Origin of the sequence: Variovorax sp. GrIS 2.14, from assembly GCF_046115955.1 — a bacterium.
Lineage (GTDB): Bacteria > Pseudomonadota > Gammaproteobacteria > Burkholderiales > Burkholderiaceae_C > Variovorax.
Genome location: NZ_JBJXIA010000010.1, coordinates 64,637 through 84,302 on the forward strand (window position 1 = coordinate 64,637; position 19,666 = coordinate 84,302).

At 64.2% G+C, this 19,666-nt stretch carries 19 protein-coding genes; 6 read left to right on the top strand and 13 right to left on the bottom strand.

The features are described from left to right. Positions 1-5: 5 nt before the first annotated feature. Positions 6-1,013 carry a succinylglutamate desuccinylase/aspartoacylase family protein gene (locus RCH10_RS16840; protein WP_409053261.1) on the bottom strand — a complete coding sequence of 336 codons (1,008 nt, stop codon included), beginning with the start codon at positions 1,011-1,013 and terminating at the stop codon, positions 6-8. Between the two features lie 89 nt (positions 1,014-1,102). Here RCH10_RS16840 and RCH10_RS16845 point away from each other — a divergent pair, with 89 nt between their 5' ends. Beyond that, on the top strand, positions 1,103-1,384 hold the full coding sequence (locus RCH10_RS16845) for a hypothetical protein (RefSeq protein WP_409053262.1): 282 nt from the start codon (positions 1,103-1,105) through the stop codon (positions 1,382-1,384). A 162-nt stretch (positions 1,385-1,546) separates the two neighbouring features. Then, on the top strand, positions 1,547-2,272 hold the full coding sequence (locus tag RCH10_RS16850) for a hypothetical protein (protein ID WP_409053263.1): 726 nt from the start codon (positions 1,547-1,549) through the stop codon (positions 2,270-2,272). A gap of 116 nt (positions 2,273-2,388) precedes the next feature. On the opposite strand, the gene RCH10_RS16855 is transcribed toward RCH10_RS16850, so the two are convergent. Then, positions 2,389-3,219: an urease accessory protein UreD gene (locus RCH10_RS16855; protein ID WP_409053264.1), complete on the bottom strand. Its 831-nt coding sequence runs from the start codon at positions 3,217-3,219 to the stop codon at positions 2,389-2,391. A 28-nt stretch (positions 3,220-3,247) separates the two neighbouring features. After that, entirely contained in the window at positions 3,248-3,763 is a 516-nt protein-coding gene (locus tag RCH10_RS16860) for a nucleoside deaminase (protein WP_409053265.1), read from the bottom strand. A 153-nt stretch (positions 3,764-3,916) separates the two neighbouring features. Here RCH10_RS16860 and RCH10_RS16865 point away from each other — a divergent pair, with 153 nt between their 5' ends. Together RCH10_RS16865 and RCH10_RS16870 are read left to right on the top strand one after the other, a co-directional pair. After that, positions 3,917-4,525 carry a sulfite oxidase-like oxidoreductase gene (locus RCH10_RS16865; protein WP_323495410.1) on the top strand — a complete coding sequence of 203 codons (609 nt, stop codon included), beginning with the start codon at positions 3,917-3,919 and terminating at the stop codon, positions 4,523-4,525. Then, on the top strand, positions 4,525-5,280 hold the full coding sequence (locus tag RCH10_RS16870; protein WP_409053266.1) for a ferredoxin reductase: 756 nt from the start codon (positions 4,525-4,527) through the stop codon (positions 5,278-5,280). The genes RCH10_RS16865 and RCH10_RS16870 overlap by 1 nt, the downstream gene beginning before the upstream one ends. Before the next feature lie 18 nt (positions 5,281-5,298). Here the strand turns inward: RCH10_RS16870 and RCH10_RS16875 are convergent, their stop codons facing one another. The 7 genes from RCH10_RS16875 to RCH10_RS16905 form a co-directional block, all read right to left on the bottom strand. Then, on the bottom strand, positions 5,299-5,793 hold the full coding sequence (locus RCH10_RS16875) for a nucleoside deaminase (RefSeq protein ID WP_409053267.1): 495 nt from the start codon (positions 5,791-5,793) through the stop codon (positions 5,299-5,301). A gap of 18 nt (positions 5,794-5,811) precedes the next feature. Continuing rightward, on the bottom strand, positions 5,812-6,582 hold the full coding sequence (locus RCH10_RS16880; RefSeq protein WP_323495555.1) for an ABC transporter permease: 771 nt from the start codon (positions 6,580-6,582) through the stop codon (positions 5,812-5,814). Continuing rightward, positions 6,582-7,463, bottom strand: a complete 882-nt coding sequence (locus tag RCH10_RS16885) for an ABC transporter ATP-binding protein (RefSeq protein WP_409053268.1) — start codon at positions 7,461-7,463, stop codon at positions 6,582-6,584. The genes RCH10_RS16880 and RCH10_RS16885 overlap by 1 nt, the downstream gene beginning before the upstream one ends. Beyond that, positions 7,463-8,491 carry an ABC transporter substrate-binding protein gene (locus RCH10_RS16890; RefSeq protein WP_409053269.1) on the bottom strand — a complete coding sequence of 343 codons (1,029 nt, stop codon included), beginning with the start codon at positions 8,489-8,491 and terminating at the stop codon, positions 7,463-7,465. The genes RCH10_RS16885 and RCH10_RS16890 overlap by 1 nt, the downstream gene beginning before the upstream one ends. A 93-nt stretch (positions 8,492-8,584) precedes the next feature. Beyond that, positions 8,585-10,885, bottom strand: coding sequence for an NADP-dependent malic enzyme (locus RCH10_RS16895; RefSeq protein ID WP_323495406.1), 2,301 nt, complete (start codon positions 10,883-10,885; stop codon positions 8,585-8,587). Between the two features lie 99 nt (positions 10,886-10,984). Continuing rightward, on the bottom strand, positions 10,985-12,319 hold the full coding sequence (locus RCH10_RS16900) for a cytosine deaminase (protein WP_409053270.1): 1,335 nt from the start codon (positions 12,317-12,319) through the stop codon (positions 10,985-10,987). A 151-nt stretch (positions 12,320-12,470) separates the two neighbouring features. Beyond that, entirely contained in the window at positions 12,471-13,544 is a 1,074-nt protein-coding gene (locus tag RCH10_RS16905) for an AI-2E family transporter (RefSeq protein WP_409053271.1), read from the bottom strand. 143 nt (positions 13,545-13,687) lie between these two features. Here RCH10_RS16905 and RCH10_RS16910 point away from each other — a divergent pair, with 143 nt between their 5' ends. Next, positions 13,688-14,515: a fumarylacetoacetate hydrolase family protein gene (locus RCH10_RS16910; RefSeq protein WP_409053272.1), complete on the top strand. Its 828-nt coding sequence runs from the start codon at positions 13,688-13,690 to the stop codon at positions 14,513-14,515. Positions 14,516-14,526: 11 nt separating this feature from the next. On the opposite strand, the gene RCH10_RS16915 is transcribed toward RCH10_RS16910, so the two are convergent. Then, the gene (locus RCH10_RS16915) at positions 14,527-16,026 is read right to left on the bottom strand and encodes a nucleobase:cation symporter-2 family protein (protein WP_409053273.1); all 1,500 of its coding nucleotides are present in this window, start codon (positions 16,024-16,026) and stop codon (positions 14,527-14,529) included. Between the two features lie 249 nt (positions 16,027-16,275). On the opposite strand from RCH10_RS16915, the gene RCH10_RS16920 reads away from it, so the two are divergent. Further along, a complete protein-coding gene (locus RCH10_RS16920; RefSeq protein WP_409053274.1) occupies positions 16,276-16,560 on the top strand; it encodes a DUF3606 domain-containing protein in 285 nt (94 codons plus the stop codon). Between the two features lie 79 nt (positions 16,561-16,639). Here the strand turns inward: RCH10_RS16920 and RCH10_RS16925 are convergent, their stop codons facing one another. Together RCH10_RS16925 and uraD are read right to left on the bottom strand one after the other, a co-directional pair. After that, positions 16,640-17,872: a M20 family metallopeptidase gene (locus RCH10_RS16925; RefSeq protein WP_409053275.1), complete on the bottom strand. Its 1,233-nt coding sequence runs from the start codon at positions 17,870-17,872 to the stop codon at positions 16,640-16,642. 14 nt (positions 17,873-17,886) lie between these two features. Next, a complete protein-coding gene (uraD, locus tag RCH10_RS16930; RefSeq protein ID WP_409053276.1) occupies positions 17,887-19,665 on the bottom strand; it encodes a 2-oxo-4-hydroxy-4-carboxy-5-ureidoimidazoline decarboxylase in 1,779 nt (592 codons plus the stop codon). Position 19,666 lies beyond the last annotated feature (1 nt).

Consider the following 19,666-nt stretch of genomic DNA (forward strand, 5'->3'; position numbering starts at 1 on the left):
TAGGACTACCTAATGCCAGTGATAGCGGGCGGGTCCTGCGCCACGATGCGTCGCCGATGCGCAAAGCGAACTACCGTGACGCCGGCCCGTGCCTGCCGCAGCGAAGGCATGACCAACACGCAATCGTCATACGGCGTCAAGATTGGCTCGCCACCGTTCATGCCGATCACGGTGCCCGCTGCGGGGATCACCTCCAGCCCTTTCAAAGGCCTGACGAACTCGACCCCCCCGGCGCGTGCGACGACGCCACCGGTAACCTCCAGAATCCACGGCTTGGCCACGTCGGGCAGCCGCCATGTCGGCAGCATATTTTGAGCATCGGCTTCGTCGACGATGCCCGATGCCAGCAGAAAGCGCAGGCACTGATCCTGCGCCACGTCGCGGCTTCGCAGGTCGCCATGAAAACCGCATTCCACCAACAGCGAGCGGGCACCGGCGGCCACGCCGTCAGCACTGCCGAAGCGGCCATAGTCGCGCATGCGAACACCGTCTTTGTGCCCTGCGTCGACCACGATGTGCTCGGCGGCTTTCATCTGCACCGCAAGTTCGATGTTCGCGGGCTGAAGGCCGCTCAGCGTCAATGGCGGTCCAGGTTCATGCATCGAATGGAGGTCGAGCAACCAGTCGGCTTCGCGCACGAAAGGCTCGAGCGCTGCGGCCCGACGTCGCTCAATGGTCGCAGGCTGCGCGAGGCGCTCGAGCGACCATTGGCGGTTCAGGTCTTCGTCCACGAAGCGCGATGCGTCGTGATCCGCTGCGTCGAAGCGATCGAAGGCTGCGAGGTTGCACAACGCCAGTGTCAGCTGGCCGCGGCGCGGACGCACACCGGCTTCAAGCAGCCCTTTCAGCGCCCAAGCGCCGCAAAGTTCGTTGCCATGCACCAGCGCCGAGATCATCACGTGCCGCCCCGGCGCGCCACTGTCGAAGCGCCAGACGCCTTCGACGCCAGTGTTGCCGACGCGCCAAGGCGTGATGTCCGGAGCCGTTAGCGCGAAAGCGGGGAGGTCTTGCATGCTGACTTGTCCTTGATATTGCGAACGGCACGATCTTGCAGCAAGTGGCCGACGCTCGGCCTCGGATGTCCGGCCTGGTTCGCATTCCCTTGAAGCCGCCGCTTTTGTCGACGTGGAAAAAGCTTGGCTTCTCTATTGACTTCGGGCTGGGCGACTCCGCAATGCCCAGTTTCTTTTTGACTCGGACGAACAAGGCGACAACGACGGCGATCATCGCCAGGGAGACGAGAAGGGAGAGCGTATTTGGCATGTTGGTCAATGCCCGCATTGGTTGGACGCTTCAACCGTCTTGTTGCGCGCGTTGGACCATGCAGTGGCGGCTGAGGCAGACAAAAATGCGCGTGGCGGACGCGCGGGTGACGCCGACATGATCGTCGTGAAACTCCTCCTGAGTCTTTTTGTATAAGCCCGGCACTCCACACCGCGCACACCTGCTTTTGGCCATAGTCACATGCCCTTGTCGACGGTTTCGCAGAGAGCCTGTGTAGCTGGTGTGCCTTTTGACTTTTGCTGCGCTCACTACACTGAACCCCATGAGCCAAGCCACCCACTTGCATCGCGATCCAACTCGCCTTACTTCCTATTTCCGGGGTGGCTCTGTGATGCGCAGCCGAAGCGTGAGCGACATCGTGTTGTCGGCCGTCCTCGATGTGCCTGCGCCTTCAGGGAGGCTGATGGCCGACTGGGAAAGAGAGATCTCTGTGCGCCTGGGCCTCGAACCCGGTGATGTCGAGCCTTTGCCCTTGCCGCGCGCACGTGCGCGCTGGCCGGACTACAGGCACTGCGTTCAGGCGGCATCGGACTGGACGCGTGCGATCGGACTCGAAGAGGTCATCGCCACCAGTGACATCGCGCTGATGGCGTGCCGCGGCGCGAGGTACCACCATGACGGCGCGCAGTACGGCGGTGCCGCTTTCTGCAATCTCTTCCTGAGCGAGGACAAGGGGCTCGACGTGCACTTCCCGGTGAGCGGACATCGCATTCCGCTGGTCAGGGGCACGGTGCTGTTATTCGATACGGGCCAGCCGCACGCGGTGATCAGGCGAGACCGCGGCGGCTTCAATGCAGCCGATTTCGCATCCGATCTGGATTGCACTCAAGTCTTCCTGACATGGGAACTTCCAATCGAAAACATCGATGTCGCGCGCGCACTGGGAGTCGACTTCGACATCGAGCCCTCGATCGCGTCACGACTGGAGGAAGAGCAAGTCTGGCGGAACGACGCGCCAATGAGCGTATGCCCGGAATCCGGGACTTGACAGTTGCCGATGGGCGTTGGCGGTGCGCATGGCAAATGAAAGACACTGAACTCTTCCCACCGGCCGGCACCTTCACGACAAAAGCGGATGTGGCCACGGCGCGATATCGCAGCTATCTACATCGCCCAGATCCGGGGCGCCGCCGCGCGCAGTGCCCACACTTCCGCGCGCCACGCGAGCCACACCTGACGCAGCAACTGCATAGCCGGCTCCACAACCGGCGCCAGCACGCGCAGCACGATCACCTGCGGCTGCGGACTGGTCGTGCCGACCGATTCGCAGAGGCTGTGCGCATCGCTCAACGCGCGCGCAATGTCGAGCAAGGTATCGCGCCGTGCCTTCGGCATGGGTGACCCACTGATGAAAAAGAGCGACGCCATGCAGCGGTTGCCAGCCAATCCGATGGGGCTCTGGAGCAACCGCCGGTCGGCCGCGTCGATGCGCCCGCGCTCCAGCCATTTGCCGGGCACTTCGATGTGCTGCAGCAGCGTGCCGCGGTCGAAGGGCAGGTTGGCGTGCGGCAGGCCGAGGGCGGTCACGTCCCAGCCGATGAGTTCGGCGCCGGGTGCGGCATCGATGGTGATGTGGTTCTCGGCGCGGCAGCCGCTGTAGCAGATCGCCTCCAGCGGCAGCCATTCGAGGCGTGCCTCCGGTGCCAGCGAGAGGTGCGTTCGTTGCAAAGCCAACTCGCCGTCGGAGCGATAGAAGCGCGATGCGCCGGGCGTCGTGATCAGGCCGTGACTGCCGCCTGCGACCTTGACGTCGATGTCGAGCGTGTCGCCGCCGACCAGTCCGCCGGGTGGGTGGACCAGCACGTTATGGCACACCGCATCGCCTTCGGGATACAGGCTCTGCAGGATGCGTAGTGGACCGTCGTGCCTGAAACGGGCGACGCTGCGGTTTTGTTCGTTCTGGTAGTCGAGATGAAGGCGGGCGTGCCAAGGCATGCGGAGAGTCTACGGGGCCGGCTTGCAGCTACTCCGCGGATGCGCCCTCGTGTGCTGCACCGGCGTCGCGAATCAGCGCCGGACCAATGCACTCGATGGCATGCGGCGACGCGCTGAACACCGCGCGGCACGACACCGCGTTCATGCGCCGCTGGGCGCTGTCGCCGTGATACTTCTGCATGCGTGTCGCGTCGAGCCCGTACACCACGCGGCCGATGCCCGCCCAGAAGATGGCGCCCGCGCACATCACGCAGGGCTCGCCCGATGCGTAGAGGGTCGCGGCTGCCAGGTCGTCCCGCGTCACGCCGCGATCGGCCAGGGCGCGGATGGCGTTGAGTTCCGCGTGGCCTGTGAGGTCGCCGGTTTCAGCAATGTTGTTGAAGGCCTCGGCCAGCACCTCGTTGCCCGCCGAAACGATGACCGAACCATACGGCTGGTTGCCGCGGCGCCGGGCCGCATGCGACCACACGATCGCCTTGCGCAGATAGCGGCCATCGCGCTCGTCGAGCTCGTTTTCTTCAGGAAAAGCGGCGTTGGAATTCATGGTGTGTCTTTGTGCTTCCGGGCTCGGACACGCAGAACGCATGCCAATAGCCGGGCGTGCGTGTTGCATATCGGTGCACGGGAGCGCGAAGAGCGTTAGCCTTCCAAAAGAGAACGCCCATTTCAATTCAACCCAACACCGGACGTCATCGACATGGTTACACGCGGATTCACCGGGCGACGGCCCACGGCGGCCTTTGCCAACCGCTTGCCGCCGGGCCAGTTCGAGACGGATGACTTCCCGGTGTTGTCGAAGGGGCCGGCGCCTCGCATCGACATGGCTGCCTGGCGGTTCACTCTGAGCGACGGCCCGCGGCCCTTGAAGCGCTGGACCTGGGACGAGTTCATGGCGCTGCCTCGCACTGTGTGGCAAGGCGACATCCACTGCGTCACCACCTGGTCGAAATTCGACACCCGCTGGGAAGGCGTGACGATCGACGATTTGCTGACCGACGCCGGCATCGCGGCGCCCACGCCGTGGCTGCTGGCGCTGTCGCTCGACGACTACGACACCAACGTGCCGGCCGCCGATCTGCTCGGCGGGCGTGCCATGGTCGCAACGCATTTCGATGGCCAGCCGCTCGCGCCAGAGCATGGCGGCCCGGCGCGCTTGCTGGTGCCGCACCTGTACTTCTGGAAGAGCGCGAAGTGGATCAAGGGACTCAAGTTCACCGCGCGCGACGAAGCCGGCTTCTGGGAACTGCGCGGCTATCACATATACGGCGATCCCTGGCGTCAGCAGCGCTATTCGGACGATCCTTGATGGAAGCCAGCGAGCCGAAGGGCCCGTGGCGTGAGGCAAAAATACAGCGCATCGCGCAGCTCACGCCGCGCATCAAAAGCTTCTTTCTCGACGTTCCGCAGCTGGCGTCGCAACTGGCTTCGCACAGGGCGGGCCAACACCTCGATGTGCGACTGACTGCGCCCGACGGCTACGCTGCACAACGCAGTTATTCGATCGCTTCGGCCCCCCGCGCGGGGCCCGTCGAACTCGTCATCGAGAAGCTCGATAACGGTGAAGTCTCGCCTTTCTTCCACGATATCGCCGAGGTCGGCGACAGCATCGAAGTGCGCGGGCCGCTCGGCGGGCACTTCGTCTGGCGACCGGCCGATGGCGGGCCGCTGTTGTTGATCGCAGGCGGCTCAGGCATCGCGCCGTTGATGGCGATGGTGCGTGCGTGGGCTGCCGAGCCCACCACAACGCCGGTGCTGCTGCTCTGTTCCGCACGCACTGCGGCGGACCTTCCATTCCACGCCGAGTTGCTCGCACTCGAAGCGACGCGGCCCGGCCTCAATTTCGTCGCCGTGACCACGCGCGAGCGACCGCCGCGGCTGGTCGATCGGGGTCGACGGCTCGATGCCGGTGCAATAGCCGATGTGCTTGGCGACTGGAACAACGCACCGCGTCATGTGTTCGTCTGCGGCGCCAACCGGTTCGTCGAAGCGGTGGCCAACGGACTGGTCGATGCCGACGTGCCGGCGACGCGAATCAAGACCGAGCGCTACGGCGGCGCTTGACGCCAATGCAGACGCGTCTCAGGTGCCGCGTTTGTCTTCATTGCGATCCCAGAAGCCGCGGTGCGTGGCGATCATTTCATCGGCCAGCACCGGCACCGGACCGATCACCTCGACCGCCTTCTGCCCGCTTGCGAACACCTCGCGGCACGGCAGGCGCAAGGTCGGGTTCTCGGGATGGTCGCCGGTGAGCGCGAGCAGGTCGGCTTCTTCGGCGCCGTAGACGATGCGGCCGATGTTCGCCCAGTACGCGGTGCCCGCACACATCGCGCACGGCTCGAAGGTCGTGACCAGCGTGCACTGCCACAGGTAGTCAGCAGGCCAGTTCTGCGACGCGTGGCGCGCCAGCGTCGCCTCTGCATGATGGACAGTGTCGATGTTGCCCTGCTCGGCCAGCACCGTCTCGCCGTCGGGTGCGATGAGCACTGCCCCGAACGGGTGTCGGCCCATCGCCATGGCGCGTCGCGCGACTGCATCTGCCCGGCGCAACGCTTGCGCTATCTGCTCATCGGTCATTCGTTGATCACGTGTGGATCACTCATTCTGCGAGCCTCTGTGCGCCCAGCCGGTCGTGTGCTTTTCGATCACGCTGAAGAGCTCGTACATCGCCATCGCCATCGCGCCGACCACCATGAGGCCGGCAAAGGCCAGGCCCATCTGCATGGCCGAGCCGGCGGAGATCAGCAGGTAGCCTATGCCTTCGTTGGCGGCCGTCATCTCGGACACGGTGGTGCCGACGAAGGCCAGGGTGATCGCGACCTTGAGGGAAGCGAAGAAGTACGGCATGGAGCGCGGCAAGCCGATCTTGATCAGCACGTCCCAGCGCTTGGCGCCGAGCACGCGCAGCACGTCTTCCAGCTCTGGCTCCAGCGTCGCGAGGCCGGTCGCGATGTTGACCATGATCGGGAAGAAGCTGATCAAGAACGCGGTGAGGATGGCCGGCCCGGCACCGATGCCGAACCACACGACAAGGATCGGCACGAAGGCCGCCTTGGGCAGCGCGTTGAAAGCCGTCATGAGCGGGTACATCGCCGCATACGCCAGTCGCGAGCTGCCGACCACGAAGCCGAGCAGCACGCCCACCACGATCGCCAGCCCGAAGCCCGCCATCGTGACCCAGTAGGTGCGCCACGCATGGCCCGCGATGATGAGCTTGAACTCCCAGAACTGCGTCCAGATGCGCCACGGGCTCGGAAAGATGAACTCCGACACGCCGAAGCCGTCGCAGATGATTTGCCACAGCACCAGAACCGCGACCAGAAGTAGCCACGGCGACCAGCGCTCGATCTCCTTGCTGTTCTTCATCATGGTGTCACCACCGTCGATGACTTGGCCGCGGCACTGATGCCGGTATTGCCTGTACTTCCCCGTATAGCGCCGATGTGGCTGCGCAACTCGAGCACGATATCGGTGAACTCCTTGGTGTAGGTGAGTTCGAGTTCGCGTGGACGCGGCAATTCGATCTCGCGCTTGACGACGAAACGGCCGGGGCTCTTGCTCATCACATACACCGTATCGGCCAGAAAAGCCGACTCGCGCAGGTCGTGCGTGACCAGGATCACGTTGAACTGCTGCTCGGTCCAGAGGTCTCGCAGGATGCACCAGAGCTCCTCACGCGTGAAGGCATCGAGCGCGCCGAAGGGCTCGTCGAGCAACAGCATCTTGGGTTCGTGAATGAGCGCTCGGCAGATGCTGGCGCGCTGCTGCATGCCGCCCGACAGCTGCCACGGAAACTTGTCTTCATAGCCCGCGAGGCCCACCTTCTGCAGCAGCTTGCGGGCGCGCTCGACGTACTCTTTTCGATTGCGCTTGAACGACGAGCGATAGGGCTCGACGATCTCCAGCGGCAGCAGCACGTTGTCGACCGTGGTGCGCCAGGGCAGCAGCGACGGCGCCTGAAACGCCATGCCCGAAATCTTGAGGGGCCCGGTGACCGGCGAACCGTCGATGCGGATGCGGCCCATCGACGGCATGCGCAGCCCAGTCGCGAGCTTCATGAAGGTCGATTTGCCGCAGCCCGAAGGCCCGACGATGGCGATGAACTCGCCACGCTTCACCTTGAGGTCGATGGCTTCGACCGCGAAGTGATTGGCGCGCAACAGCTCTTCGTTGTAGGCGAGCCAGACGTCCTGGAAGTCGACGAAAGGGGCGTCCGGTTGGTTGGTCGGACCCGCAGTCCCGGCCATCACTTCTTCAGGACGTTGAGCTCGGCCGCGGTCGGCAGCATGGTCCCGTTCCACACGGCATCGGGGCTCACGCGGGTCTTGGTATTGAAGGCGTCGGACACCTGCGAGGCCATCAGTGCCATGCGGCCGGCGTTCACGTTGCCGAAGCCTTCGGCACGCGCGTCGGGCGTGTTGATAACAGTGTCGATGGCGAGTTGCAGGCGTCGCGTTTCGAGCTTGCTGTCGATGATGCCGTCCCGCGCCTTCACCGATTCGATCGCGACGGCCGGGCTGGCGATCACTTCCTTCATGCCCTTGGCAAAGGCCGCGAGAAATGCCTTCACCGCCGCCGGGTTTTCTTTCAGCAGCTTGGGAGAGACGACGATGGCATTGCCATAGAGCTTCACGCCGTAGTCGGGATAGGGCAGCACTACCACGTCGGCCGCCTTGGCGCCGCGCGCTTCGAGGTTGAGCAGCGAGGTGAAGGTGAAGCCGGTGATCGCATCGATGTCGCCGCGCATCAGCATGGTCTCGCGCAGCGCCGGGTCCATGGTGGTCCATTGCACCGCGCCGATGTTGTTGGCTTTGGCGAAGATCGGAAAGGCGCGACGACCGGCGTCGAACACCGGAGCGCCGAGCTTCTTGCCCGTCAGGTCGGCGGGCTTGGTGATGCCGCTCTTCTTCAGCGCCATGACCGACGCCGGCGTGTTGTTGTAGACCATCATCACGGCGATCGGCTTGTTGGGCGCGTCCGGGTTGTTGGCATGGAATTCCATCAGCGCCGCCATGTCGGCAAAGCCCATGTCGTAAGCGCCTGAGGCCACACGCGTCACGGTGCCGCCGGAGCCATTGCCCGCATCGACCGCCACATCCAGCCCCGCCGCCTTGAAGTAGCCCTTGGCCGCCGGATGAAGAAAGAGCGCCGCCGGGCCTTCGAACCGCCAGTCGAGTTGAAACTTGATCGGCGTCATCGTCTGTGCGCCGGCGGCAAGGCCAAAGCTGAGCGCCGAGGCGGAGAGGAAGGTCTGGAGCAGTTGGCGTTTGTTCATTCTGGAATCCGGTGAGTGATGCACCGGATTCAAGCAAAAACGGTGCCCGCACGCACTTGGTGCGAACCCGCTCGCGTCTTTTGCGTGGCGCGGCTACTTCTGGATATTGGCGTTTGCGACGGCGAGTGCCGTCATGTTCACCACACGCCGCACCGTGGCTGACGGCGTCAGCACATGCGCCGAGCGCGTTGCACCGAGCAGGATCGGGCCGACCGTGATGCCGTTGCCGCCGGTCATCTTCAACACGTTGAACAGGATGTTCGCGGCGTCGAGGTTCGGGCAGATCAGCAGGTTGGCCGAACCGGTGAGGGTGCTATCGGGCATCGACTGGAAGCGCACTTCTTCAGACAGGGCGGCGTCGCCGTGCATCTCGCCGTCGCACTCGATGTCGGGCGCCATCTTGGCGAACAGGTCGCGGGCGATGCGCATCTTGCGGGCCGAGCCGCGCTCGGACGTGCCGAAGTTCGAATGCGACAAGAAGGCCACCTTGGGTGGGAGGCCGAAGCGGCGCACTTCTTCGGCGGCCATCATGGCGATCTGCGCCAGTGTCTCGGCGCTCGGGTCTTCATGCACATTGGTGTCGGCGATGAAGAGGGTGTGCTTTTCCAGGGTCAGCGCGTTCAGCGTAGCGAAGCCGGGTCCACCGCGCTGCGTGCCGAGCAGCTGGCCGAGGATCTTCAAGTGGCTGTCGAAGCGGCCGACCAGGCCGCACAACATCGCGTCGGCATCGCCCAGATGCACCATCAACGCCGCGATGGTCGTGTTGGAGCGGCGCACCATCGCCTTCGAGGCCTCCGGAGAGATGCCGCGGCGGCCCATGAGCTTGTGATACGCCTCCCAGTAGGTGCGAAAGCGCGGGTCGTTCTCGGGGTCGACGATGTCGACGTCCTTCTCCAGGTTCAGATGCAGCCCGGCCTTCTTGACACGCGCCTCGATGACCGCCGGCCGGCCGATCAGCACCGGCCGCGCCAGGCCTTCGTCGACTGCCAATTGCGCCGCGCGCAGCACGCGGTCGTCTTCGCCTTCTGCATAGGCCACGCGCTTGGCCTTCGCCAGCTTGGCTGCAGTGAACACCGGCCGCATGAACATGCCAGTCTGGTAGACGAACTGCGTGAGGTGCTGGCGATAGGCTTCCAGGTCTTCGATGGGGCGCAGTGCCACGCCCGACGCCTGCGCGGCCTTGGCGACGGCCGGTGCGATGCGCAGGATCAACCGCGAATCGAAGGGCTTCGGAATGATGTAGTCGGGCCCGAACACCAGCTCCTGCCCCGCATAGGCGGTCGCGACTTCTTCGCTGATGTCGGCCTTGGTCAGCTCGGCGATTTCGCGCACGCAGGCGAGCTTCATTTCTTCGGTGATCTTGCTGGCGCCGCAGTCCAGTGCGCCGCGAAAGATGTACGGAAAGCACAGCACGTTGTTGACCTGGTTCGGATAGTCCGAACGACCGGTTGCGATGATGCAGTCGGGCCGCACCGCCTTCGCCAGTTCGGGGCGGATCTCAGGCTCCGGGTTGGCCAGCGCCAGGATGATGGGCTGGCTGCCCATGCTCTTCACCATGTCCTGCGTGACCACGCCGGGCGCCGAGCAGCCGAGGAACACATCGGCATTTTTCATGACGTCGGCCAGCGTGCGGGCTCCAGTGTCTTTTTGTGCGTAGCGCGACTTCGAATCGTCGAAACCACCGGCCCGGCCCATGAAGATCAGGCCCTTCGAATCGACCGCGTAGATGTTGCTGTGCTTGGCACCCAGGCCGACCATCACGTCGAGGCAGGCGATGGCTGCCGCACCCGCACCGGACACCGCGATCTTCACGTCTTCGATCTTCTTGCCGACGAGTTCGAGCCCGTTGATGAGCGCCGCAGCGGAGATGATGGCGGTGCCATGCTGGTCGTCGTGGAACACCGGAATGTTCATGCGCTCGCGCAGCTTGCGCTCGATGTAGAAGCACTCGGGCGCTTTAATGTCCTCGAGGTTGATGCCGCCCAGCGTCGGCTCCAGTGCCGCGATGATGTCGACCAGCTTGTCGGGGTCGTTCTCGGCCAGCTCGATGTCGAACACATCGATGCCCGCGAACTTCTTGAACAGGCATGCCTTGCCTTCCATCACCGGCTTGCTGGCGAGCGGACCGATGTTGCCCAGTCCCAGCACCGCGGTGCCGTTGGTCACCACGCCGACCAAGTTGCCGCGCGACGTATAGACGGCCGCCAGCGACGGGTCGGCCTGGATGTCGAGGCAGGGGTATGCCACGCCGGGCGAGTAGGCCAGCGACAGGTCGCGCTGGTTCAGCAGCGGCTTGGTCGGCGTGATCGAGATCTTGCCGCGCACAGGGCTGCGGTGGTACTCGCGTGCGGCGTCGCGCAGTGCTTGTTCTGCGGGGGAAAGGTCGGCTGCCATGAAGTGTCTCCTGGTTCTTTGGGCGAAAGAAACAGGCTACTGCAAAGCATGGTTTCCATGTGTAGTGGAAATACCGTCAAGCCGGCGCCGACCCTGGCTTCAGAGGTGCACGATGTCGTCGAGAAGCCGGTAGTCGGGCAGCGAGGTGTCGATCGCCTTGCCGTCGCGGATCACGGTGCGGTCGAATTGCGTACGCGCCAGCATCTCGGAATAGTTGCGCGCCTTGAGCACGATCAGGTCGGCCGGCATGCCCACCTCGAGCGTGCCGCGGTCGATGCCCATGATGGCGGCCGGGGTGGCCGTGGCGGCCTTGATCCAGTCGTCCAGCGGATGGTCCAGATGCAGAATCTTCACGGCCTGCGTGAAGGTGTCGAGCATGTCGTGATCGCCGTAGGCATAGAACGGGTCGCGGCAGTTATCGCCGGCCACCGCCACGCGCAAGCCGGCCGCCTTCATTTCGTGCAGCGTGGTCACGCCGCGCCAACGCGGCGTGCGCGCCGTCGGGCTGCGGTCTTGCAGGTACATGTTGACCGTCGGCAGGCTGACGATGTCGATGCCGGCATCGCGGCAGGCCGCGATCGTCTCTTCGATGAACTCATCGGTCTGCAAGGCCAGCGCGGTGCAATGCCCGCACAGGATGCGGCCCGCAAAGTCTTTTTGCAGCGCGGTGCGTGCCACGCGAATGAGCGTTCGCGAGCGCGGGTCGGTCGACTCGTCGACGTGCAGGTCCATGTCGAGTCCGCGTTCCATCGCCAGGGTGAACACGTTGGCCAGCGCCTCGTCGAGTTCTGCCGGCATCGGATCGTCGGGGTACTTGCCGAAGCGCGTGACGCAACCCAGGTTGCCCCCACTCTCGGCAACGATGTCGGCCAGCTGGCGTCCTTCGTCGGTCAAGAAGATGTCCATCGGCGCGATCGACGACACCTGCAGATCGATGCGGCCGGCCCAGCGCTCGCGCATTTCGCGCAGCACTGGGAACGAGATCGAAGACTGCGGTGCCAGCGAGTCGAGGTGCGTGCGGATCGCGACCACGCCCTTGGCATAGGCGGTCGAAAGGCCGAACTCCATGCGACGCCGCACGTCTTCGGCGCTCCAGTGCGCCGAACGGTCGGCCATCGTGGCCTTTGCGGCGCCCGCACCGTCGCCGGTGGTGTTGGGCTGACGCGGCCAGATGTGTCCCTTGTCGAGGTGGGTGTGGCAGTCGACCATGCCCGGCAACACCATCGACGCATCGAGATCGGGGCCCAGTTCTGCGGGCAACGTGCCGGCCGGCTCGATGGCGGCGATGCGACCGTTCTCGACCAGCAGATCGATGCCGACGAGGCCTTCGGAGCGGCGCGCCGAAAAGTCGCCCTCGACCAGGCAACCCGGTGCGCTGAGTTGACGCAGGGCGTAGCGCGATGTCGTGGGCGGTTGAAAGAAGGAGTGGGTCATGGGCTGCGGGGGTAGACAAAAATGGGCTTGGCGCGGTGGCAACCGAGACTGCGCGTGCGATGAGCGTCGGGCTCCAATGGCCAGCAAGGACTGTGCCTGTGCTGGGCCATGGTCAACGAAGTCGGCGCAGGCGAGCTGCACGCACGCCGAGCTAGTGCGTCCCGGTCGTCTTCTCGTCGTTTTCGTTCGAGATGGCAAAAAGATCCCACGCCGCCATGAAGAGCGCCGCGATCAGCGGTCCGATCACGAAGCCGTTGATGCCGAAAACCGCGATGCCGCCGATGGTCGACATCAGCACGATGTAGTCGGGCATCTGCGTGTCTTTGCCGACCAGCAGCGGCCGCAGGATGTTGTCGACCAGGCCGATGACGAACACGCCGACGAAGATCAGCACGCCGCCTTGCCAGAAGTGCCCGGTCGCCAGAAAGTAGATGGCGACCGGTCCCCAGATCAGCGCTGCGCCCACTGCCGGCAGCAGTGACAAAAACGCCATCAGCACGGCCCAGAGCAGCGCGCCCTGAACGCCGAGAAAGAAAAAGGAGAGGCCGCCGATCGTGCCCTGCGCAATCGCCACTGCCACGTTGCCTTTGATGGTCGCGCGGATGACGGTGGTGAACTTGTTGAGCAGGTAGTGCGTGTGCGGTTTGGCGAGCGGCAAGGCGTCGCGAACCTTCTTGGACAAAGGTGCACCGTCGCGCAGCAGGAAGAACAGCAGGTAGAGCATCACGAAGAAGCTCACCAGGAAGTCGAAGGTGTTTTGCCCGATGGTCAGCGCCTTGCCCGCCACCAATTGGCTGCCTTCTGCGGCGCCTGCGGTGATGCGCGCCTCCCATGCGGCCATATCGCCGAGGTTGAAGCGCTCGAGAAGATTCAGCAACCAGCGTGGCAACGCGGCCAGGATCTGCTGAAAGTAGTTGGCGAAGTTGATCTGCCCCGAACGAATGTTTTGCGCCACCAAGGCCACCTCCTGCACCAGCGAAACGCCAACCAGCGCCAGCGGCAGGATCACGATGACGAGACAGATCGCGAGGGTGGCCATCGCGGCCAGTGTCCTGCGCTGCGGCATCTTTTTCAGCAGCAGGTTGTAGAGCGGCGTGAACAATATGGCCAGGGCCACGCCCCACATCACCGCGCCGAAAAAAGGCATCAACACCCAAACGAAGGCGGCGGTGACGGCGAACAAAAGCGCCAGAAACACGCCGCGCTGGAGTTGAGGGGAATTCATATGGCTCGGACTTTAGCCGAGCGACAGGACGGCACGTGTCGGCTGAGGCGCTCTGCTGGCACTCCGGGCGAATACCGATTCCAGTTGGGGTGCACCGTCGTAGGCTGACATCGATCTTGATGACCGGAAAGACAAGCAAAGACATGACACAGGAAAAAGCCCAACCCTCACGCCGCCGGGCATTGCTGCAACTCGGAACCGCGGTTGGTGCCGGTGCCCTTGCAGGCTGCGCCACTTCGACCACATCGGGGACTTCCGGCAGCCCAACGGCCGGCGGCATCCCCAAGTTCCAGGTGATGGGCAGCACCATCCCGATCATGGGCAGCGACGAGGTGTTTCCGGTGCGGCGCGTCTACTGCATCGGCCGCAACTATGCTGCGCACGCGGTCGAGCGCGGTTCCGACCCGACACGCGAGCCGCCGTTCTTCTTCCAAAAACCGAACGACGCGGTGCAATTGGTGGCGCGTGGCGTGACTGTCGATCACCCGTATCCGCCAGTCACGAAGAACTACCACTACGAAGTCGAACTCGTGGCGGCGCTGCACAAGGGTGGCCGCAACATCCGGCCGGAGCAGGCGCTCGATTGCGTCTATGCCTATGCCGTGGGCCTCGACATGACGCGGCGCGATCTGCAGAACGCCATGGCCGCAGAAAAGAAGCCGTGGGAGATCGGCAAGTCGTTCGACCACTCGGCCGTGGTCAGCCATCTGCATCCGGTGAGCCAGACCGGGCACTTCACCAAGGGCGCGATTTCGCTGAAGGTGAATGGGCAGGTCAAGCAGTCGAGTGACCTGTCGAAAATGATCTGGAGCGTGGCCGAACAGATCGCCAACCTGTCGATCTACAACGAGCTGTTTCCCGGCGACATCATCTATTCGGGCACGCCGGAGAACGTCGGCCCGGTCGTCGTCGGCGATGTGATGACGGGGCACATCGACGGGCTCTACGACATCAACGTGAGGGTGGTCTGAGCGCAGGTGCGCTAGTGCGCCTCGGCCTGCCGCGCCGCGTTGACGATCGCCTCTTCGTCGTGCGTGGTCCCGTTCAGAAACAGGTTTAACAGCACTGCTGCGATCGACGTCAGCAAGATGCCTGACTCGATCAGCGAGTGAATGCTGTGCGGCATCCACTGCTTGAAGTTGGGCGCAATGAGCGGGATCATGCCGACGCCGATCGACACCGCGACGATCATCGCGTTGTGTCGGTTGGTCTTGAAGTCGACGCCCGACAGAATGCGGATACCGGTGGCAGCGACCATGCCGAACATCACCAGCCCGGCCCCGCCCAGCACCACGGTGGGCAGTGATTCCACCAGCGCCGCCATCTTGGGCAACAGCCCCAGCACGACAAGGATCACGCCGCCCGCCACGCAGACGAAGCGGCTCTTGACGCCCGTGACGGCGACCAGCCCGACGTTTTGCGAGAAGCTGGTGTACGGAAAGGTATTGAAAATGCCGCCGATCAGCGTGCCCAAACCGTCGGTGCGCAGGCCGCGCGCCAGGTCTTGCTGGCTGATCTTGCGGTCGGTCATTTCACCCAGCGCCAGGAACATGCCGGTCGATTCGATCATCACCACGATCATCACGAGCGTCATGGTGAAGATCAAAAACGGATCGAACTGCGGCATGCCGAAGTGGAACGGCAGCACCACGTCGACCCACGCCGCCTTGCCGACTTTCTCGAAAGTCATGATGCCCATGGCCGTCGCAACCACGGCGCCGATCACGATGCCGAGCAGCACCGAGATGTTGGCGACGAAGCCCTTGGCGAACTTGACGATGAGCAGAATCGAGACCAACACCAGCGCCGCGATGCCGACGCCCGTGAGGTCGGCGTACTTGGGGTTGGGCACCGTCGGCAGCAGGGCCAGGCCCTTGGGCAGCGGCGGAATCGCCGAGCCGGGTGAAGTCACGTCGGCGAGCCACTTGGCATAGGCCGGGTCGACCACGTTGGGCGCAGTGGGGCCGAACGGGTTGCCGAAGATCCAGTTGATGCCGACGCGCATCAGGCTGATGCCGATGACCGCGATGATGGTGCCGGTGACCACCGGCGGAAAGAACCGCAGCACGCGACTCACCAGCGGCGCGATCAGTATCGAGATGATGCCGGCGCCGATGATCGAGCCGAACAGCAACTGCGCACCGGACTGCCCCGGGTTGGCACTGGCGATGGCGACCATCGGCGCGACCGACGCAAAGGTCACACCCATCATGACCGGCAGCTTGACACCGAACCATTGCGTCGCGCCGAGCGACTGGATCAGCGTGGCGATGCCGCAGCAGAACAAGTCGGCCGAGATCAGCAGCGCGACCTCTTCAGGGCTGAGCTTGAGCGCGCGGCCGACGATGAGCGGCACCGCGACGGCGCCTGCATACATGACCAGCACGTGCTGCAGGCCCAGGGCAGCGAGCTTGCCCGCTGGCAGGTGTTGGTCCACGGGATGAACGGCCGGGCGAGCCGCTTGCAAAAGTGAATCCGTCATGCCATGTTTCCTGTTCACCAAGTTGTACGCGAAACTGTATACAAAGTATCGGGCTGGCTGAATAGCGAGAAACCCGCACGCTCTGCGGCGCCGGGTTCGTTTCGCGGCGTCGCAGAGGCGGGGTTGCAAGCTTCACGCCAGCCGGTGGCAGCGGGGCCGCCGTAGGACTTGGCGCTAGGCCACGATGTCATCGTGATCCGAAGACTCCACGGTTCCGTAGACCAAGGACACACAGCCTCAAGGCATCCCATGGACATCCCGGACAAAGCTCGCCTGATGGAACAATTCCAGTCGCTGGCCGCCTCAATGCAGGGTGCAGACCCACGCTCACCCGAACTCGGTCTTCTCTCTTTCGAGCTTGCCGATGTAGAGCGCAAGTGGGTGGCGCTGGACGATCCGGTGACTGCCCAGTCCTGGATCACGCAGCTGGGATGCACCAGGTCGGAGCTCGAAGCGGCGGTCCATGCTGTCGGACATTCCTCAAGGCAGGTGACCAGTTACCTGGCCCAGGTGAGCGGCGAAACGTTGGGATAACTGGCCAGGCCCAGCAGGAACTCGTCCTCTCTGCGAACCACCGCGAGAAGTTTCGACGGCGTGCGCGCACGTTTGCCCTTCAGGCCAGCAAATCTGCCAGCGTCCGCGCGATCACCTTGGTGGCGCGGCGCAGGTCTTCCAGCAGCACCCGCTCGTCGTTGCGTTTGGCGTGCGACTCGAGCACGGTACGCGGGCCGGCGCCGTAGATCACGCCCGGAATGCCGGCCTCGGCGTAGAGCCGTACGTCGGTGTAGAGAGGCGTTCCCATCGCCTTGATCGGTTCGCCGAAGATGGCTGCACCGTGCTTCTGGATCGCGTCGACCAGCGGCTTGTTGCCGGGCAGCGGGCGCATCGAATTCGCGAGCAGCAGGCGTTTGATGCCAACGGTGATTCCAGTGGATTCTGCTGCCGCATCGGCAATTACTTTGCGGATGGTGGCCTCGACCTCGACCGGGTTCTCTTCCGGGATCATGCGGCGGTCGAGCTTGAAGACAACCTTGCCGGGCACCACGTTGGTGTTGGTGCCGCCTTCGATGCGGCCGACGTTGAGGTAAGGGTGCGTGATGCCCTCGACCTTGGACGTCACCTTTTTATAGAGCGCGTTCTGCGCATAGAGAGCATTCAGGATTTTGGTCGCGCCCTGCAATGCGTCGATGCCGGTGTCAGGAATCGCGGCGTGTGCCATCTTGCCGTGCACCGTTACTTCCATCTGCAGGCAGCCGTTGTGCGCGGTGACCACTTCGTAGCTGAAGCCAGCAGCGATCATCAAGTCGGGCTTTGTCAGGCCGTTCTTCAACAGCCAGCCCGGGCCGAGAAGGCCACCGAATTCCTCGTCGTAGGTGAAGTGCAATTCGACGGTGCCCTTGCTCGGCCGGGCCACGGCTTCGAGCGCGCGCGTTGCGAAGGTGAAGCTGGCGAAGTCGCTCTTGCTCACCGCCGTCGCGCGGCCGTAGACGCTGCCGTCGTCGATCTCGCCGCCGTAGGGGTCGTGCGTCCAGCCTTCGCCGGGCGGCACCACGTCGCCGTGCGCATTGAGCGCGACGGTGAGGCCTTCGCCTGCGGCGCCGTACTGTCGCCGCACGATCAGGTTGGTGATCGATTCGAGTCCGTAGTCCGCGACCTCCTGCGCCGGCACCGGATGCTTCTCCGCCTCGAAGCCGAAGTCCTTCAGCAATTCAGCAGTGCGCTCCGCATGCGGCGCGTTGTTGCCCGGTGGCGTGTCGGTCGGCACGCGCACCAGCTGCTGCAGGAACTTCACTTCGTCGTCGAAGTGCGCATCGATCCAGGCGTCGAGCTTTGCGTAGTCGGTCATGAGGTTGTCGGGGTTCAGTGCGTCTGTTCCAGCGCCAGGTTGTCGAGCAGAAGCGAGAAGGCTTCGACCGCCAGCTGGATGTCGTCGTTGGTGCTCGATTCGAGCGGGTTGTGGCTGATGCCCGAGTTGATCCCGCGCACGAAGAGCATCGCTTGCGGCATGACTTCGTGCAGCTTCATCGCATCATGGCCGGCACCGCTGGGCATGCGGAACAGTGGAATGCCGAGCGCGTCGACCGCCTTCTCCCAGCGCTGCTGCCATTGCGCATCGCTCGGCGCGGCGGCGGCGCGCATCGTCTCTTCGAGCGTGTAGCGCACCGCGCGGCGCGCGCAGATGTCCTTCAAGGCAGCCAGCACATCATCAACCACCGCATCGCGCTGTGCGTTGTTCGGTGCGCGGATGTCGAGGCTGAATTTGCAGCTGCCCGGCACCACGTTGATGGAGCCGTTGGGTACTTGCAGCATGCCGACGGTGGCGACCGAGTCGTCGTCCTTGCCGGCACGTTGCTCTGCGAAAAGTATCAGCTCGGAGACGGCGGCGGCAGCGTCGCGGCGCCGGTCCATCGGCGTGGTGCCGGCGTGGCTTGCCATGCCGATCACTTCGCCGACGTAGCGCACGCTGCCGTTGATCGAAGTCACGATGCCGAGCGGCAAGTCGAGCTCGTTCAGCACCGGGCCTTGCTCGATGTGGACCTCGACGAAGCCCAGGTATTTCTTCGGGTCGCGCTGGATCTTCGGGATGTCTTCAGGCTCGAGTCCGGCGTGCGCCATCGCATTGCGCATGGTCACGCCATCGGCATCCTGCTGATCGAGCCAGGCTGGATTGAAGTGCCCGATGAGCGCGCCCGATCCCAGAAAGGTCGCCTTGTAGCGCTGGCCTTCTTCTTCGGCAAAGCCGACGACTTCGAAGGCGAAGGGCAGGCGGCGGTTCTGCTTCTTGAGCTCGCGCACGCAGGCCATCGGCACGAAGATGCCGAGTCGTCCGTCGTACTTGCCGCCATTGCGCACGGTGTCGTAATGCGAGCCTGTGAGCAGCGCTTTCGCATCGGGTGTCGTTCCCTCGTAGCGGCCGACCACGTTGCCGACCGCGTCGATCCCGACGGTGTCGAAGCCGCAATCGCGCATGCCCTGCGCGAGCTGCGCGGCGCAGGCGCGGTGCGCGTCGGTGAGGTAGGTGACGGTGAGCTGGCCGAGTTCGGCATAGCCCGGATCGGTGTGCACCGACAGCGCCTCCTGCCAGTCCCACACCTCGTTGCCGAGCGTCGGTACGTGGGCGAACTTGTCGCCTAGCCGGATCTCGGCGATGCGATGGATGTTGCGCAGCGCCTCGCCTTGTTCGAACGACGGATGGTGATGCACGCGCCGCTCGAAGGTGTCGATGATCTCGCGCTTGGAGAGGCCCGTGCCGCGCGGTCCTCGCACGGCCAGGATGAACGGAAAGCCGAACTTCTGGCCGTAGATGGCATTGAGTCGGCGGATGTGCGCCAGTTCTTCGCCCGTGCAGTTCGTGAGCCCGGCCTTGCCCTGTTCGTTGGTCGATTCGGCGGTGAGCGTGTTGCTCTCCATCTGCTTGCCGGCGAGCTCCGGATGCAGGCGGATCAGCGCAAGCTGCTGCTCTGCGCTGGCGCCGGTCACGGCCTGCGCCATCGCGTGCTTCAGGTGCTGCAACGAACGGAAGGGCCGCGCTTGCAATGCCTTCTCTGCCACCCAGGGTGAGTGCTCGTAGATGCCGTCGAGCAATGCAACGGCTTGTGCCGGCGCGGCGGCGTTCAACTGGTCGATGGTGAGGGCCATG